The 15,916-nt window shown below is 67.5% G+C and carries 11 protein-coding genes and 1 pseudogene; 9 read left to right on the forward strand and 3 right to left on the reverse strand.

The features are described 5' to 3' along the window. Positions 1–470 (forward strand): annotated as a pseudogene (locus tag ACE3SN_RS03625) (succinate--CoA ligase subunit alpha); the annotation flags it as partial. Positions 471–519: 49 nt separating this feature from the next. Then, entirely contained in the window at positions 520–1,665 is a 1,146-nt protein-coding gene (locus ACE3SN_RS03630; protein WP_374527559.1) for a cell wall hydrolase, read from the forward strand. A gap of 15 nt (positions 1,666–1,680) precedes the next feature. Here ACE3SN_RS03630 and ACE3SN_RS03635 read toward each other — a convergent pair whose 3' ends face one another. Both ACE3SN_RS03635 and putA read right to left on the reverse strand, forming a co-directional pair. Continuing rightward, on the reverse strand, positions 1,681–3,273 hold the full coding sequence (locus tag ACE3SN_RS03635) for a fatty acid--CoA ligase (protein WP_374527561.1): 1,593 nt from the start codon (positions 3,271–3,273) through the stop codon (positions 1,681–1,683). A gap of 78 nt (positions 3,274–3,351) precedes the next feature. After that, positions 3,352–6,474, reverse strand: a complete 3,123-nt coding sequence (gene putA, locus ACE3SN_RS03640; protein WP_374527562.1) for a bifunctional proline dehydrogenase/L-glutamate gamma-semialdehyde dehydrogenase PutA — start codon at positions 6,472–6,474, stop codon at positions 3,352–3,354. Positions 6,475–6,645: 171 nt separating this feature from the next. Here putA and ACE3SN_RS03645 point away from each other — a divergent pair, with 171 nt between their 5' ends. From ACE3SN_RS03645 to ACE3SN_RS03675, 7 genes are read left to right on the forward strand one after another with little or no spacing between them, the layout of a single operon-like run. After that, positions 6,646–7,188, forward strand: a complete 543-nt coding sequence (locus ACE3SN_RS03645; RefSeq protein ID WP_374527564.1) for a YfiR family protein — start codon at positions 6,646–6,648, stop codon at positions 7,186–7,188. Continuing rightward, on the forward strand, positions 7,188–8,429 hold the full coding sequence (locus tag ACE3SN_RS03650) for a diguanylate cyclase domain-containing protein (RefSeq protein WP_374527566.1): 1,242 nt from the start codon (positions 7,188–7,190) through the stop codon (positions 8,427–8,429). Before ACE3SN_RS03645 ends, ACE3SN_RS03650 begins: the two co-directional genes overlap by 1 nt. Further along, on the forward strand, positions 8,422–8,916 hold the full coding sequence (locus tag ACE3SN_RS03655; protein WP_374527568.1) for an OmpA family protein: 495 nt from the start codon (positions 8,422–8,424) through the stop codon (positions 8,914–8,916). The genes ACE3SN_RS03650 and ACE3SN_RS03655 overlap by 8 nt, the downstream gene beginning before the upstream one ends. A gap of 46 nt (positions 8,917–8,962) precedes the next feature. Next, entirely contained in the window at positions 8,963–12,574 is a 3,612-nt protein-coding gene (locus ACE3SN_RS03660) for a hydantoinase B/oxoprolinase family protein (protein WP_374527570.1), read from the forward strand. Then, on the forward strand, positions 12,571–13,218 hold the full coding sequence (locus ACE3SN_RS03665; RefSeq protein WP_374527572.1) for a DUF969 domain-containing protein: 648 nt from the start codon (positions 12,571–12,573) through the stop codon (positions 13,216–13,218). The genes ACE3SN_RS03660 and ACE3SN_RS03665 overlap by 4 nt, the downstream gene beginning before the upstream one ends. Next, positions 13,215–14,153 carry a DUF979 domain-containing protein gene (locus tag ACE3SN_RS03670; RefSeq protein WP_374527573.1) on the forward strand — a complete coding sequence of 313 codons (939 nt, stop codon included), beginning with the start codon at positions 13,215–13,217 and terminating at the stop codon, positions 14,151–14,153. Before ACE3SN_RS03665 ends, ACE3SN_RS03670 begins: the two co-directional genes overlap by 4 nt. Further along, entirely contained in the window at positions 14,150–15,145 is a 996-nt protein-coding gene (locus tag ACE3SN_RS03675; RefSeq protein WP_374527575.1) for a DUF2891 domain-containing protein, read from the forward strand. Before ACE3SN_RS03670 ends, ACE3SN_RS03675 begins: the two co-directional genes overlap by 4 nt. Here the strand turns inward: ACE3SN_RS03675 and ACE3SN_RS03680 are convergent. After that, on the reverse strand, positions 15,142–15,909 hold the full coding sequence (locus ACE3SN_RS03680; protein WP_374527577.1) for an SDR family NAD(P)-dependent oxidoreductase: 768 nt from the start codon (positions 15,907–15,909) through the stop codon (positions 15,142–15,144). The two genes, ACE3SN_RS03675 and ACE3SN_RS03680, sit on opposite strands and share 4 nt — an antisense overlap. Between the last annotated feature and the right edge of the window lie 7 nt (positions 15,910–15,916).

Here is a 15,916-nt window from a genome sequence, read left to right on the forward strand (position 1 = left end):
CCGGCAGCATCTTCAAGAAGGGCTCGGTCGGCGTGGTCTCGCGCTCGGGCACGCTGACCTATGAAGCGGTGTTCCAGACCACCAACATTGGCCTCGGCCAGACCACTGCGGTCGGCATCGGCGGCGATCCGGTCAACGGCACCAACTTCATCGACGTGCTCGAACTGTTCCTGGCCGACGATGAAACCAAGTCGATCATCATGATCGGCGAAATCGGCGGTTCGGCCGAAGAAGAAGCCGCGCAGTTCCTCAAGGACGAAGCCAAGCGCGGTCGCAAGAAGCCGATGGCCGGGTTCATCGCGGGCCGCACGGCGCCTCCGGGCCGCCGCATGGGCCACGCGGGCGCGATCGTCTCGGGCGGCCAGGGCGGCGCCGAAGACAAGATCGCGGCGATGGAAGAAGCGGGCATCCGCGTCTCCTCCTCGCCCAGCCTCCTCGGCGAAACCCTCGCCGAAGTGCTTAAGGGCTAAGTCATTACGGGGTTTCGGTTAGCGCATCGCGGCCCTATCTAGGACCGCGATGCGCAACGCCCTGCTTCGCCCCAACCCCTTGCTCCGCGAAGTCACGATCATGCTGCTGGCGGCATTGCCGATGCTGCTGCTCGTGCTGGCGTGCCAGGCTGGCGGGCATCGGCGCGCGCCCGACCCAGTCGGACAGGAACTGGCCGCGCTGCCAGCGCAGGCGCTCGATGCGCCGCTGCTGATCACGCCGCAAAGCGCCAGCGACATGGACGCGGCGCGGGCCAGAAACGCCGCCGATCCGTTCTATCAGGGCGCGATTGCGCCTGCCCGGCCGTTCCGCTTTGCCGGGACGACGAGCGACTTTGCCAATGCCGCCGATTGCCTCGCGCTCGCCGCGCTGGCCGAGGCCGGGGGCAGCGACGTGGGCCAGCGCGCGGTGATCCAGGTCGTGCTCAACCGGGTGCGCCACCCCGCCTTTGCGCGCACCGTCTGCGGCACCGTGTTCGAAGGATCGGAGCGCGCGACGGGGTGCCAGTTTTCCTTCACTTGCGATGGCGCGCTGGCGCGCAAGTATGGCGACGATGCGTGGAAGGCCGCCCGTGCGCGAGGTGAGGCGGCGCTCAAAGGCTATGTGTTCAAGCCGGTAGGCACGGCGACGCATTACCATACAGACTGGGTTTACCCGGCATGGAGTCCCAAGCTGGTCAAGATCGCGCAGGTCGAAACCCACCTGTTCTTCCGCTGGCCGGGCTACTGGGGCACTTCTGCCGCGGCCAGCATGGCCTATCGCGGGGGTGAGCCGCGCCTTGCGGACCTGATCGGCGCGGCGAATGACACTCCGGCTTCCGAGGCCGCGCCAACGCCCAAGGCAGAGCTTCCCGCCGATACGCCCAAGGTGGCGAGCGGTTCGGTGATGCTGCGCGATCCAACCGGCAAGGCCAATTTCCTGCTGCTGCAGGGCGGGGCGGGGCCAGCCGATGCGCTGGCCGCCGCGCGCGCCCTGTGCAACCGGGCGGGCACTTGCCGGGTCTATGGCTGGCTCGATGCGGGCGCAGTTCCCGCCGCTTTGCCGCTGCCGCGCGACAGCCGCGCCGCGCTCCAGTTCAGCTACGCGCGCGATCCCGGCGGCGCCGAGATCGCGCTCTACAACTGCGACACTTTCCCCGGCACTCCGCGCGAACAGTGCATTCCGCGCGCGCGGTAGCGCCGGGATTTCCGATCAGTTGATGTTACGCTCGCGCCCGGCCCAGTAGGGTTCGCGCAGGGACCGGCGCAGGATCTTGCCGCTGGGGTTGCGGGGCAGGGCGTCGATCACGTCGACGCTTTTGGGCACCTTGAACCCGGCGATGCGGGTGCGGGCCCAGTCCATGATGCTCTGCGGATCGATCGTATGACCGGGCTTGGGCACGCAGACGGCCTTGACCGCTTCGCCCCACTTTTCGTCGGGCACGCCGATCACGGCGACTTCCAGCACGTCCGGGTGGCCATAGATCGCGCTTTCGACTTCGGCCGGATAGACGTTTTCAGCGCCCGTGATGATCATGTCCTTGGCGCGGTCGTACATGTAGACGTAGCCGTCGGCATCCATGTAGCCGACGTCACCGGTGGCGATCCAGCCGTCGGCGTCCATCGTGCTGGCGGTGGCTTCGGGCAGCTTCCAGTAGCCCAGCATGTTGCTCGACGAGCGAGTGACGATTTCGCCGATTTCGCCCTGGGGAAGGATCTTGCCCTCGGGGCTGCGGATCACGATCTCGACGCCGGGAAGCGGCTTGCCGGCCGAGCGCATGCGCGGATTGCCTTCGACGGTGTGGTCTTCGGGCGGCAGCACGCAGATCGTGCCGGTGGTTTCGGTCATGCCGTAATTCTGCACGAATTCCGCGCCGAACATGGCGATGCATTCGCGCAGCAGATCGAGCGGGATCGGGCTGGCGCCGTACATGATGTATTTGATCCGGCTGAAATCGGTCTTCGCGCAGTCGGGATGATTGAGCAGCAATTGCAATGCGGCCGGCACGATGAAGAAGCGGGTGACGCCCCGGTTCTCCACCGCGTCGAACACGCGGGTCGGCTCGAACTCACTGAGCACGATGCCGGGCAAGCCCGAGGACAGCGCCACCACGCCCAGCCCCGTGCCGCCGATGTGGGCACAGGGCATGGCGACCAGCACGGCCTCGTCCTCGTCCCACAGCGAATGCGGGGCGGGGCCGGCGGCCAATCCGGCCTTGCGCAGGCCGAACAGGTTGCGGTTGGACAGAACCGCGCCCTTGGGGTTGCCGGTGGTGCCCGAAGTGTAGAGCTGCAACACGCCGTCATCGGCCTGCGAAGGCGCGAAATCGGCGCGCGGGCTGTCCTTGATGAGGCTGCGGGCTTCGTCGGCGGTGAAACACTTGATGAGGCCGGGGCGTGTGCCGAGCGTCTTGGCCGCGGCTTCGAACCCGTCGCCCAGGAACAGCACCTTGGCCTCGGCATTGTCGATGATGAAGGCGGCTTCCGGTTCGGCCAGACGCCAGCCGACCGGGACCATCACGATCCCCGCGCGCGCCGCGCCGAAGAACAGGGTGAAATAGGTGACGCTGTTCTTGCCGAACCAGGCGATCCGTTCGCCCTTCCTGACCCCCATTGCCAGCAGGGCAGAGGCGACACGGGCGGTGGCATCCTCCATCCCGGCGCAGGTGAAGGTAAGGTCGTCCCCCTCCATCGAAATCGCGTCGGGCCGGTCGTTCGCCCAGAAACGCAGAAATTCGTCGAAGGTGAAAAGATCCTTGGTGCGCAGCGCGCGCGCCAGCATCCGGTCGTAAGTTGCCTGGTCCATCATGCTCTCCCTGCGCTCAGTTTAACCGATCGATTAAAGTGCGCAAGGGGCGTGATTGCCCTAACGTCTGGTGCGGCCTTACCCTCCAGCCATCAGCGAAGCGTTGCCCCCTGCCGCCGTGGTGTCAATGCAGGTGACGCGCTCGGTGGCGAAGCGCGCGACATAGTGCGGACCGCCCGCCTTTGGGCCGGTGCCGGAGAAGCCCTCGCCCCCGAATGGCTGGCTACCGACCACCGCGCCGATCTGGTTGCGGTTGACGTAGAGGTTGCCGACCCGCGCCCGCGCCTCCACCAGCCGCCGCGTCGCGTCGATCCGGGTGTGGACGCCCAGGGTCAGGCCAAAGCCCGTGGCGTTGATGTCCGCAATCACCTGTTCCAGTTCCTCGGCCTTGAAGCGCGCGACGTGGAGCACGGGGCCGAAATTCTCACGACTGAGCTCGGCAATCGAGCTGATCTCGATGATCGTCGGGGCAACGAATGTTCCGGACTTGCAGCCCTTGGGCAGGGGGCGCTGCCACACGGCATGGCCGGCCTTCTTCATCGCGGCGACGTGCTTGTCGAGGCTCGCCTTGGCCTCGGCATCGATCACCGGGCCGACATCGGTCGCCAGGTCTTCGGGATCGCCGATCACCAGCGCCTCGGCCGCGCCGCGGATCATGTCCAGCATCGCGTCAGCCACGTCTTCCTGCAGATAGAGCACCCGCAGCGCCGAACAGCGTTGCCCCGCGCTCTGGAAGGCGGAAGCCACGACATCGCGCGCGACCTGTTCGGGCAGGGCGGAACTGTCGACGATCATCGCGTTCTGTCCGCCGGTTTCGGCGACGAACTGGGCGAGCGGTCCGTCGCGCTGGGCCAGGCTGTGATTGATCGCGCGGGCGGTCTCGGTCGATCCGGTGAAGACCACGCCGGCGATGCGCGGGTCGGCGGTGAGTATCGCGCCCACTTCGCCGCCCCCTGGAACAAGTTGCACCACGCCGTCCGAAATCCCCGCTTCATGGAACAGCCGCACGGCAAGGTCCGCAATGAGCGGCGTCTGCTCGGCGGGCTTGGCCAGCACCGTATTGCCCGCCGCCAGCGGCCCGGCGATCAGACCGGTGAAGATTGCGAGCGGGAAGTTCCACGGCGCGATCGCGACAAAGGCTCCGCGCCCGTGCAGGCGCAGGCGGTTGCTCTCACCCGTGGGGCCGGGCAGTGCCTCGCCTTCGGGCGTGAACAGGCGGCGCGCCTCGGCGGCGTAATAGCGCAGGAAGTCCACCGCCTCGCGCAGTTCGAGCACGGCATCGCCCAGCGTCTTGCCCGCCTCGCGCTGGCACAGCGAGAGGAAGGCATCGCGGTGGGCCTCGTAAAGGTCTGCCACTTCCTCCAGTCGCGCGGCACGTTCTGCCCCGCCCAGCGCGTCCCAGCCGGGCTGGAAGGCGGCGGCGCGTTCGACCATTTCGCTGATTTCGGCGGCGCTGGCATCGCGGCACTTGCCGACCAGCACCGCATGATCATGGGGGCTGCGGATTTCGCGGACGGGGCCGGGCCGCTTGTGCATGACGGTGGGCGATGCATCCCAGTCATCGTCGCCGCGCCATTCCGCAAGGCTTGCGGCCAGCGGTTCGCGCAGCAACGGATCTGCCAGGTCCACCCCTCGGCTGTTGGCGCGCGGAGCGAAGATCGCGGCCGGCAGCGGAATCGCCGGGTTGCGGCGCGGCTCAAGCGCGGCGAGTTCCGCCACGGGATCGCCGGTCAGCGCGGCAATCGGCACTTCGGCATCGGCCATGCGGTTGACGAACGAGGAATTGGCCCCGTTTTCCAGCAAGCGGCGGACGAGATAGGCGAGCAGTTCCTTGTGCCCGCCAACCGGCGCATAGATGCGGACCGGTGTGCGGGGCGTGCCTGCCTCGGCTTCGATCCGCGCGAGTTCGGCGTAAACGTCCTCGCCCATGCCGTGGAGGCGCTGGAATTCGAACTCGGTGCTGCCCGCGAGCGCCTTGATCGCGCCGACCGTATAGGCGTTGTGCGTGGCGAAGGCAGGATAGATCGCGTCACTCGCGGCCAGCAGCTTGGCCGCGCAGGCAAGGTACGAGACGTCGGTCGCAACCTTGCGGGTGAACACCGGGTAATCGGTATGCCCGCCAACCTGCGATAGCTTGACCTCGCTGTCCCAGTACGCGCCCTTGACCAGCCGCACCATGATCCGCCGGCCATAACGCCGGGCCAGCTGGGCCACCCAGTCGCACAGCGGCACGGCGCGCTTCTGGTAGGTCTGCAGCGCCAGGCCAAAGCCCTGCCAGCCGCCTGCGAACAGGGCATCGTCGGCGACCAGTTCCTCGATGATGTCCAGCGATAGTTCGAGCCGCTCGGCCTCTTCGGCGTCGATGGTGAAATGGACGTTGGCATCGCGCGCCTGCAGCGCCAGATTGCGCAGCATCGGCACCAGCGCGGCCTTGGCGGCAGCGGCGTGGAGGAAATCGTAGCGCGGATAAAGCGCGGAGAGCTTTACCGAGATACCCGGAGAACGGACCACGCCACCGCCTGCTTCCTGCGCGATCCGCGCGAGGGCTGCGCCATAGGACTGGCGGTAGCGTTCCGCATCGGCAAAGGTCATCGCGGCTTCGCCCAGCATGTCGAAGCTGTGGGTCAGGCCCTGCTTGCGCTCTGGCGCGGCGCGTTCCAGCGCCTCGTCGATGGTCCGGCCGAACACGAACTGGCCGCCCAGGATCTTCATCGCCTGCAAGGTCGCCTGGCGGATTACCGGCTCGCCCAGCCGCCCGACCGCGCGGCGCAGCGCGGCGCCGAAACCGGCAGCCTCGTCGCGGCGCTGCTGCAACACTTGCCCGGTCAGCATCAGCGAAAAGGTCGCGGCGTTGACGAAGGTGCTCTCGCTCGCGCCGACATGCTCCGACCAGTCGATTCCGGCCAGCTTGTCGTGGATCAGTGCGTCGGCGGTGGCAGCATCGGGCACCCGCAACAGGGCTTCTGCGAGGCACATCAAGGCGATCCCTTCATCCGTGCCCAGGCCATAGCTTTGCAGGAAAGCGTCGAGCCCGCGCGCCTTGTGCGCCCGAGCTCCAGCGATCAGCCGGGCGGCGATGGCTTGCGCATCGGCGTGAACCGCGCTGGCGGGTGCGGCCTGGACCAGCCGCTCGGCAATGCAGGCCTCCTCATCGCGGCGATAGGCAAGGCGCAGCGCGGTACGGTCAAGCGGGGCGGGCAAGGCAGGTCACTCCGGTTAGGGGTCTAGGCGCGCGGCTTAGCACTGGTTTCACAGGAAACCAATCATGCGCGGCGAAAGCGGCTGGAAACTGGCCAACCTGCAAAATTATCCAGCCGCAAGGCCCCCGGCGCAAGCTTTCCCGCCGCTGCGGAACTGGAGTAAGGGGCTGAAATGAGGGCCCCGTTCTTCCTTTTTGCCGCGGTGTTCGCGCTGACCGCGCCGCAAGTGCGGGCTGCGGGGCTGGACATGCCGCTTGGCCCGGCGCCGCGCGGGAGCGATCCCTATGCGGCAGCGGTCGCGCGTACGGTTCAGGCAATGATCGATTACACGCGCTGGCCCGATCAGCCCGATCCGCTGCTGCTTTGCACTGTTGGCGCGGTCAGCCATGCCGAACAGCTGGGAGAGCTGACGCTGGCCGATGGCCACAAGGTGCAGCACCGCCAGGTTGCGGCAAGTCCGGCGGCGCTGGGCGGCTGCGATGTCGTCTATCTGGGGGCCCTGGGCCTGACCGAACAACGCCAGTTGACCGGGGCCGTGCGTGGGCGCGCAGTACTGACAATTGCCGAGAGCGATCCCGATTGCCGCAGCGAAGCAATGTTCTGCCTGTTGCTCGAGCCCCAGGCGTTGAACTTCAGGCTCAATCTCGATGCGGTTTCGCGTTCCGGCCTCAAGGTCGATCCGCGCGTCCTGCGCATGGCCAAGGGAGGCATGTGATGCGCATGCCCGACCATGGACAATTGCCGACCCTGCGCGATCTGCTCGCCAAGGTGCACTTGCGCTTGATCCTGTTCGCCGTGGCCCTGGCAACGGCCAGCCTGCTGGTCAGCGGCGTGCTGGTAATCCGCGGCTATGCGCAGCGCAATCTCGACCTGATCGCCCATACCGTGGCCTATACCGTGGAGCCGGCGGTCGTATTCGGCGATCCCGATGCCGTGCGTGAGGGGATGGTCACCGTCGGCGCGGTTGGCGGGGTGGACCGGGTCGAGGTGAGCGATGCCTCGGGCCAGTTGCTGGCGCACTGGGAGCACCCCCACAGCGATTTCCATTCCTACGTCGAAAACCTGACCAACCGGATCCTCTGGCCGAACCCTTCGCGCGAGCAGATTGAGCGGGCGGGCAAGCCGATTGCGGAGGTAAGGGTCTATGGCAATTCGGAGGGCGTGTTGCGCTATGCCCTGTCGGGCGGGATCATCGCCCTATGCTGCCTTGGCCTGACGGTGATCGCAACGCGGATCCTGGCCCAGCGCCTGCAGCAGGACGTAATCAACCCGCTCGACCATGTGGCCCAGGTCGCTCACGCCGTGCGCAGCGAACGCGCGTTCGAGCGACGCGTGCCGTCATCGGGCATCGCCGAGATCGACCGCTTCGGGCAGGATTTCAACGCGCTCCTGGCCGAATTGCAGGGCTGGCATGCGGGGCTCACCTCCGAGAACGCAGAGCTGGCCCGGCGCGCGACCCATGATCCGCTGACCGGGCTGGGCAATCGGGCCCTGTTCGAAAGGCTGGTGAGCGATTGCATCGCCGAGGCGCTGCGCACCGGACAGTCATTCGCCGTGCTCTATCTCGACGTCGACGGTTTCAAGCAAATCAACGATGTGCACGGCCATGAATCGGGTGACGCGGCGCTGATCGCCGTGGCCCAGCGCCTGCGCAGCAGCGTGCGGAACATCGACTTTGCCTTCCGCCTTGGTGGAGACGAGTTCGCCGTGCTGCTCGCCCCTGTCTCCAGCCGCGTACATGTCGATGCGGTGCTGGAGCGGATCGATACGGCGATGGAAAGCCCGTTCCGCCTGCCGACTGGTGCCAGTGCTTCGACCACGGTGAGCACCGGGATCGCGTTTTATCCGGATGACGGGGTGTCGCCGCAGGACCTGCTGCGGCGCGCCGATGCGGAAATGTATGAGCACAAGAAGGGGCGCAGAGAGGAAAGTAATGAACGGAAAAACAATGCGTAAACTGATCGCGATGGTCATTCTGGCCGCACTTGCCGCTTGCGCCACCGTGCCGCATGGCGGGTTCTCTTCTCGTCAGGCCAAGGCGCTTGAGGCGACCGGGTTCAAGCGGGTTGGCGACAACTACGAATTGGGGATGGCGGACCGGGTGCTGTTCGATTTCGACCAGTCGGACCTGAATACGGGGACCGCCGGGATCATCGACAATGTCGCCAATGTCCTGCTCAAGGTGGGCATTCATGGCGCCGGTGTGGAAGGACATACCGATGCGATGGGCAGTTCCGACTACAACCAGCGCCTGTCCGAGCGCCGGGCAGTGTCGGTCAAGATGGAGCTGGTCCGCGCAGGCATGAAGGACAGCGCGATCCGGGCCGCGGGTTATGGCGAATCGCGGCCGATTGCCGATAATGCAACCGAGGAAGGCCGGGCGCAGAACCGCCGGGTGGTGATCGTCGTAACCCCGGCAGATGCCGTGCCTTTGCGCAACTGATCCGCACCGAGTTTGCCCTTCCTTGTAATGCGGCTATGACGGGGCGATGACTTTCGCCCCGTCCCGCTGGCAGTTCTGGATCGATCGCGGCGGCACTTTCACGGATGTCGTTGCCCGCGCGCCCGATGGCCGGGTGCTGTCCGCCAAGCTGCTTTCCGAAGATCCGGCGCGCGCCAAAGATCCCGCGCAGGCCAGCGATGCCGCTGTGGCCGCGATCCGCCTGCTGACCGGAGTGAGCCAGGGGCCGCTGCCCGCTGCCGAAGTGCGGATGGGCACCACGGTGGCGACCAATGCCTTGCTAGAGCGCAAGGGCGAGCCGACCGTGCTCGCCATTACGCGCGGGTTCGGCGATGCGCTGCGGATCGGCACGCAGGACCGGCCGGAACTGTTCGTGCGGCACATCGTCCTGCCCGAGCCGCCCCATGCCCGCGTGATCGAGATTTCCGAGCGGGTGATGGCTGACGGCACGGTCGAAACGCCGCTGGACGAGGCCGCCGCGCTCACCGCTTTTCGCGCCGCCGTGGCGGATGGGCTGCGCTCCATCGCGATCGTCCTGATGCACGGCTGGCGCTTTCCGGCGCACGAGGCGCGATTGGCCGAACTGGCGCGCGAGGCGGGCTTCGCGCAGATCTCGGTCAGCCACCGGCTCGCCCCGCTGATCAAGCTGGTGCCGCGCGGCGATACGACGCTGGTCGATGCCTATCTCTCGCCGGTGCTGCGCCGCTATGTCGACCAGTTTTCGGGCGAACTGGGCGGCCATATCCGCCCGCTGTTCATGCAAAGCTCGGGCGGGCTGATCGAGGGGGGCAGGTTCCACGGCAAGGATGCGATCCTGTCAGGCCCGGCGGGCGGGATCGTCGGCATGGCGAAAACGGCCGAAGGATCGGGCGCGACCCGCGTGATCGGGTTCGACATGGGCGGCACCTCCACCGACGTCAGCCACTATGCCGGCAGTTACGAGCGCGATAGCGAGACGCGCGTCGCAGGCGTCAGGATCCGCGCGCCGATGCTGCGCATCCACACGGTTGCTGCCGGAGGCGGTTCGATCTGCCGGTTCGATGCCGGACGCCTGGTGGTCGGCCCGGAAAGCGCGGGCGCGGTGCCGGGGCCGGCCTGCTATCGCCGCGGCGGACCGCTGACCGTGACCGACTGCAACGTCATGCTGGGCAAGATCGTGCCCGAGCATTTCCCCGCGCTGTTCGGCCCAAATGGCGACCAGCCGATCGACCGCGATGTGGTGGCGAAAAAGTTCGCGGCCCTGTCTGCCGAGATCGCCGCCGAAACCGGGCAGGCGATGTCCGGAGAGCAGATTGCCGAGGGCTTTATCCGCATTGCCGTTGCCAACATGGCCCACGCGATCAAGCAGGTCAGCGTGGCGCGCGGGCACGATGTGACCAGCCACGTGCTGGCCTGCTTTGGCGGCGCGGGCGGACAGCACGCCTGCCTGGTGGCCGATGCCCTGGCGATGGACACGGTGCTGGTCCACCCGCTGGCAGGGGTGCTGTCGGCCTATGGCATGGGCCTCGCCAGCGAAGCGGCGGTGCGCGAGGCAGGCCTTGGCCTGTCGCTGGCGCCGGGCGTCGAGGCCGAGGTGGAGCGCCTGCGCGCTGCCCTGTCCGATCAGGCCGAGGCGCAATTGGGCAGCCCCGCGACCCGGATCGAGGCGCGGCTGTTCGTGCGGCGCGAAGGCTCCGAAAACGCGATCGAGCTGGAACCGGGGCCCGCCGATGAGGTTGCCGCCGCCTTCGCAGCCGCGCATCTGGCCGAGTTCGGCTATGCCGGAACCGGGGCGCTGGTGATCGACAGGGTGCGGGTCGAGGCCGCGTCAGAGGACATTTCCGCCGCGCAGCTGCGCTGGCCCTTGCCCGAGGCGTCTGCGCCGCCGCTCGGCAAGACGCGCTGCTTCCTTGATGGCGGGGCGCACGAAGTGCCGGTGCACGACCGCGCAGGGCTTGCCGCCGGATTCAACGCGCCAGGGCCATTGATCGTGATCGACGCGCTGGCGACCACGGTGGTCGAGCCGGGCTGGCAGGTGGCGGTCGACGCCGATGGCACGCTGCGCCTGACCCGCCATGCGCCGCGCGCCCGGCAGATCGCCAGCGGGACCGACGCCGATCCGGTGCGGCTCGAAGTGTTCAACGGCCTGTTCATGGCGATTGCCGAGGAAATGGGCAGCGCGCTCGCCCGCAGCGCCAGCTCGGTCAATATTCGCGAACGGCTCGATTTTTCCTGTGCGCTGTTCGATGCGCAGGGGCGGCTGGTGGCCAACGCGCCGCATATGCCTGTGCACCTTGGCTCAATGGGCGAAAGCGTCGGCGCGGTGCTGGCGGTGCGAGGGAATGTTCGCGATGGTCGCGGCATCCGGCGCGGCGATGCCTATGTGCTCAACGCGCCCTATGCGGGCGGCACGCACCTGCCCGACATTACCGTGGTTATGCCGGTATTCGTAGATGGGGATGGGGACGCGCCAAGCTTCTTCGTTGCCGCGCGCGGGCATCATGCCGATGTTGGCGGGATCGCGCCGGGGTCGATGCCGCCGGATAGCCGCACGATCATGGATGAGGGCGTGCTGCTCGAAAACGTGCTGCTGGTCGACGAGGGCCGGTTCTGCGAGGGCGAGCTGCGCGCGATCCTGGGCAGCGGGCCGCACCCCGCGCGCAATATCGACCAGAACATCGCCGATCTTTCCGCGCAACTGGCCGCCTGCTCGCGCGGCGCTGCGGGGCTGGCGGCGGCCTGCGCCGAACACGGCCGCGATGTCGTCAGTGCTTATATGGGCCACGTCCACGCTAATGCCGAAGAAGCCGTGCGGCGGCTTGTTTCGCGGCTGGAGGACGGCGCGTTCCGCTATGCGATGGACAACGGGGCCGAGATCGCGGTGGCGGTGCGCATCGACCGGGCGGCGCGGCACGTGACCATAGACTTTGCCGGAACCAGCGCGCAGCTTTCCGGCAATTTCAACGCGCCATTCTCGGTCGTGCGGGCGGCGGTGATGTATGTCCTGCGCACCATGATCGACGAGCAGATCCCGATGAACGAAGGCTGCCTGGCCCCGGTCACGATCCTGGTTCCCGAAGGTTCGATGCTGCGCCCGCGCTTTCCCGCTGCCGTGGTGGCGGGCAATGTCGAGACCAGCCAGGCGGTCACCGACGCGCTGTTCGGCGCCTTTGGCGCGATGGCGGCGGCGCAGGGGACGATGAACAATTTCACGTTCGGGACCGAGCGCTATCAATACTACGAAACCATCGCGGGTGGCGCGGGCGCGGGGCCGGACTTTGACGGGGCCAGCGCGGTGCAGACCCATATGACCAACAGCCGCCTGACCGATCCCGAAGTGCTGGAAACGCGCTTTCCGGTGCTGCTCGAAGAGTTCGCCATCCGGCACGGATCGGGCGGGGCGGGGGCGCATCGGGGCGGCGATGGCGCGGTACGGCGGGTGCGGTTTCTCGAAGCCATGCAGGCCGGGATCCTCTCCAACCGCCGCCACGTGCCGCCCTTCGGTTTGGCCGGGGGTGAGCCGGGAGCCTTGGGAGTCAATAGCTTGCGCCGGACCTCAGGCGAGGTTGAGGTTTTGAAATCGACCGCCGGGGTGCAGGTTGGCCCCGGCGATGTGATGGTCATCGAGACGCCGGGCGGGGGAGGCTACGGAAAAGCATGAACCTGCTCATCCTCTCCGGCATCGCGGTCATGACGCTGGGCTTCGTGCTGCGCTTCAACCCGCTGCTGGTCGTAGTCGCGGCGGCGGCGGTGACGGGGTTGGCAGCGGGAATGGACCCCCACGCCATCGTCTCGGCCTTTGGCAAGGCCTTCAACGACACCCGCTATGTCAGCGTGATCTGGATCGTGTTGCCGGTGATCGGGCTGCTGGAACGCCACGGTCTGCAGGAACGCGCCCGCGCGCTGGTCGCGGCGATGAAGGGGGCGACGCTGCCGCGCCTGCTCACCGGCTACCTGCTGCTGCGCCAGATCACGGCGGCGATGGGGCTGACTTCGGTGGCAGGCCATGCGCAGACCGTGCGCCCGCTGCTTGCCCCGATGGCCGAGGCGGCAGCGCAGCCAAAGGATCAGGCTGAAGCCGACGAGATCAAGGCGCTGGCCGCCGCAACCGACAATATCGGGCTGTTCTTTGGCGAGGACATCTTCATTGCGATTGGTTCGATCCTGCTGATGAAGGGCTTTCTTGAGCAGCAAGGGATCGAACTTACCCCGTTCGAGCTTTCCGTCTGGGCAATTCCCAGCGCGATCCTCGCCTTCCTGATCCACGCAACGCGCTTGTGGCTCTATGCGCGGAGGCGGGGATGATCGGGCTGCATCAGGTCTATATCGTCGCCGGGCTGACCTTTGCGGCCTTTGCCCTGCTTTCGGCGCGCGATGCCAGCAATCCCCGGCGGCTGGCCAACGCCGCGTTCTGGGGACTGCTCGCCGTCTCGATGCTGGCGGGGGACCGGATCGGCGATTTCGGCAATGGTCTGCTGGTGCTCGCACTGGTCGGGATTGCCGGCTTCGGCGGATTGGGGCGCGGCGAGGTGGCAACCGATCCAGCGGAGCGCACAGCCAAGGCCGAGCGCTACGGCAACCGCCTGTTCCTGCTGGCAGCGGTGATCCCGTTCGCCGCACTGGGCGGCACGCTGGGCTTCAAGCTGCTGCCCGGCCTGGTCGATCCCAAGCAGGTGACCCTGGTCAGCCTCGCTATGGGCGTGCTGCTGGCGCTTGGCATCGGCCTCGTCTGGCTGCGCCCGCGTCCGCTTGCGCCGCTGGAGGAAGGCCGCCGCCTGATGGACGCGGTCGGCTGGGCGGCGGTCTTGCCGCAGATGCTTGCCAGCCTTGGCGCGGTCTTTGCGCTTGCCGGGGTGGGGCAGGTGGTCGGCGATCTCGCCACCGCCGTAATCCCCGAGGGCAGCCGGCTTGGCGCGGTGGTGGCCTATGGCCTCGGCATGGCGGCCTTTACCATGGTGATGGGCAATGCCTTTGCGGCGTTCCCGGTGATGGCCGCCGCGATCGGCCTGCCGCTGCTGGTCCACCAGTATCACGGCGATCCGGCGGTAATCGCGGCGATCGGGATGCTGGCGGGGTTCTGCGGCACGCTGATGACCCCGATGGCGGCGAACTTCAACGTGGTCCCCGCCGCGCTGCTCGATCTTGCTGACCGCAACGCCGTTGTGAAGGCGCAGGTGCCGACCGCCCTGCCGCTGCTGGTGGTCAATATCGCTCTCATCTGGTTCCTGGCTTTCCCATGACGACACTCGACCCCGCATTTGCTGCCCGCGCGATGGCCCTGACGCTGGGCCACCTGACCCGCGAATACCCGCACAAGCTGGACCACGTGATGGACGGCCCCGGCGACGTGCTGGAACCGCACGTGCTCCATCCGATCTTCCACGGCAGCTTCGATTGGCACTCGTGCGTTCACGGCTACTGGCAGGTGTTGCGTCTTGCCCGACTGTTCCCGAACCTGCCTGAAGCCGAGGCCGTGCGCGTCCACGCGGCGCGGATGCTGACGGCGGAGAACTTCGCCGCCGAAACCGCCTACCTCTCCCGGCCCTCGGCGCGCGGGTTCGAGCGGCCCTATGGCTGGGGCTGGGCCTTGGCGCTGCACGGCGAGATGCGCCGCCACGATGCGCCGTGGAGCGGCAGCGCCGATGCCTTCGCGGCCGCCTTTGCCTCGCGGTTCAAGGACTTCCTGCCAAAGCAGACCTACCCGATCCGGGTCGGTACGCACTTTTCATCGCCTTTCGCCCTGACGCTGGCGCATGACTGGGCGGTGGAGCATGTCCCGGCGCTGGCCGCTTTGATCGCCACACGCGCGCAGGACTGGTTCGGGCCAGACCGCGCTTGCCAGGCCTGGGAGCCGGGCGGGGACGAGTTCCTGTCCCCCGCACTAACGGAAGCCCTGCTGATGAGCCGCGTGCTAGGTGCGGACTTCCCGGCGTGGTTCGATGCCTTCCTGCCGCAATGCGCGGCGGGCGATCCGGCAACCCTGTTTACCCCCGCCACCGTTTCCGACCGCAGCGATGGCAAGATTGCCCACCTCGACGGCCTCAACCTGTCGCGCGCCTGGTGCTGGCGCTATATCGCGGCGGCGCTGCCGACCGGGCACGCCGCTGTCGTTCCGGCGCGCGCGGCGGCGCAGCGCCACCTCGCCGCAGCGCTGCCGCACCTTGCCGACGATTACATGGGCGAACACTGGCTCGCCAGTTTCGCCCTGCTTGCGCTCGAAGCTCCGGTTTAGCCCGCGATATAGGGTGCGACGTCGGGCTGGCCGGTCCATGCGGTCTGCCCGCCATCGGCCACCACGATCGACCCGGTCATGTAGGACGCCGCGTCAGAGGCAAGGAAGCACACCACTTCGGCCATTTCGTCGGGCGTTCCGGCGCGGCCCATCGGGATCGAGCCGTGCCACACGCGCTTCAGTTCGGGCAACTGGTCGGTCGCGGCCGTCAGCGGGGTGGCGATCAGGCCGGGGCACAGCGCGTTGACGCGCAGCCCTTCGCGGGCATGGTCGATCGCCATCGAGCGGGTGTAATTGATCACCGCCGCCTTGGCCGCATTATAGGCAGTGAAGTTGTAGTCCCCGGCCATGCCCGAAATCGAGGCCGTGTTGACGATCGCGCCGCCGGGTTTTGGCATATGCGGGATCGCGGCGTGGCAGGCATAGAACACGGCGTTGAGGTCGATGGCGATCACGCGTTCCCACTCGGCGGGATCGAGATCGGGCGTCTTGCCGAAGCAGCCGACCCCGGCGTTGTTGAACAGGATATCGATCCGGCCATGCTGCGCCACCGCGGCAGCGATGGCGGCCTCGGTTTCGGCGCGCTTGGAAACGTCGGCGGCTAGCCCCAAGCCGCCCACCTCGGATGCCACTGCATCTGCGGCTTCCTGCGAAATGTCGACGATCACGCAGGTCGCGCCTTCGCGGGCCATCTGCCGCGCGGTCGCCGCGCCGATCCCCGATCCGCCGCCGGTGATGAAGGCTACCTTGTTGTTGAACCGCATCTCGTCC

Origin of the sequence: Novosphingobium sp. (genome assembly GCF_041915465.1) — a bacterium.
GTDB lineage: Bacteria > Pseudomonadota > Alphaproteobacteria > Sphingomonadales > Sphingomonadaceae > Novosphingobium.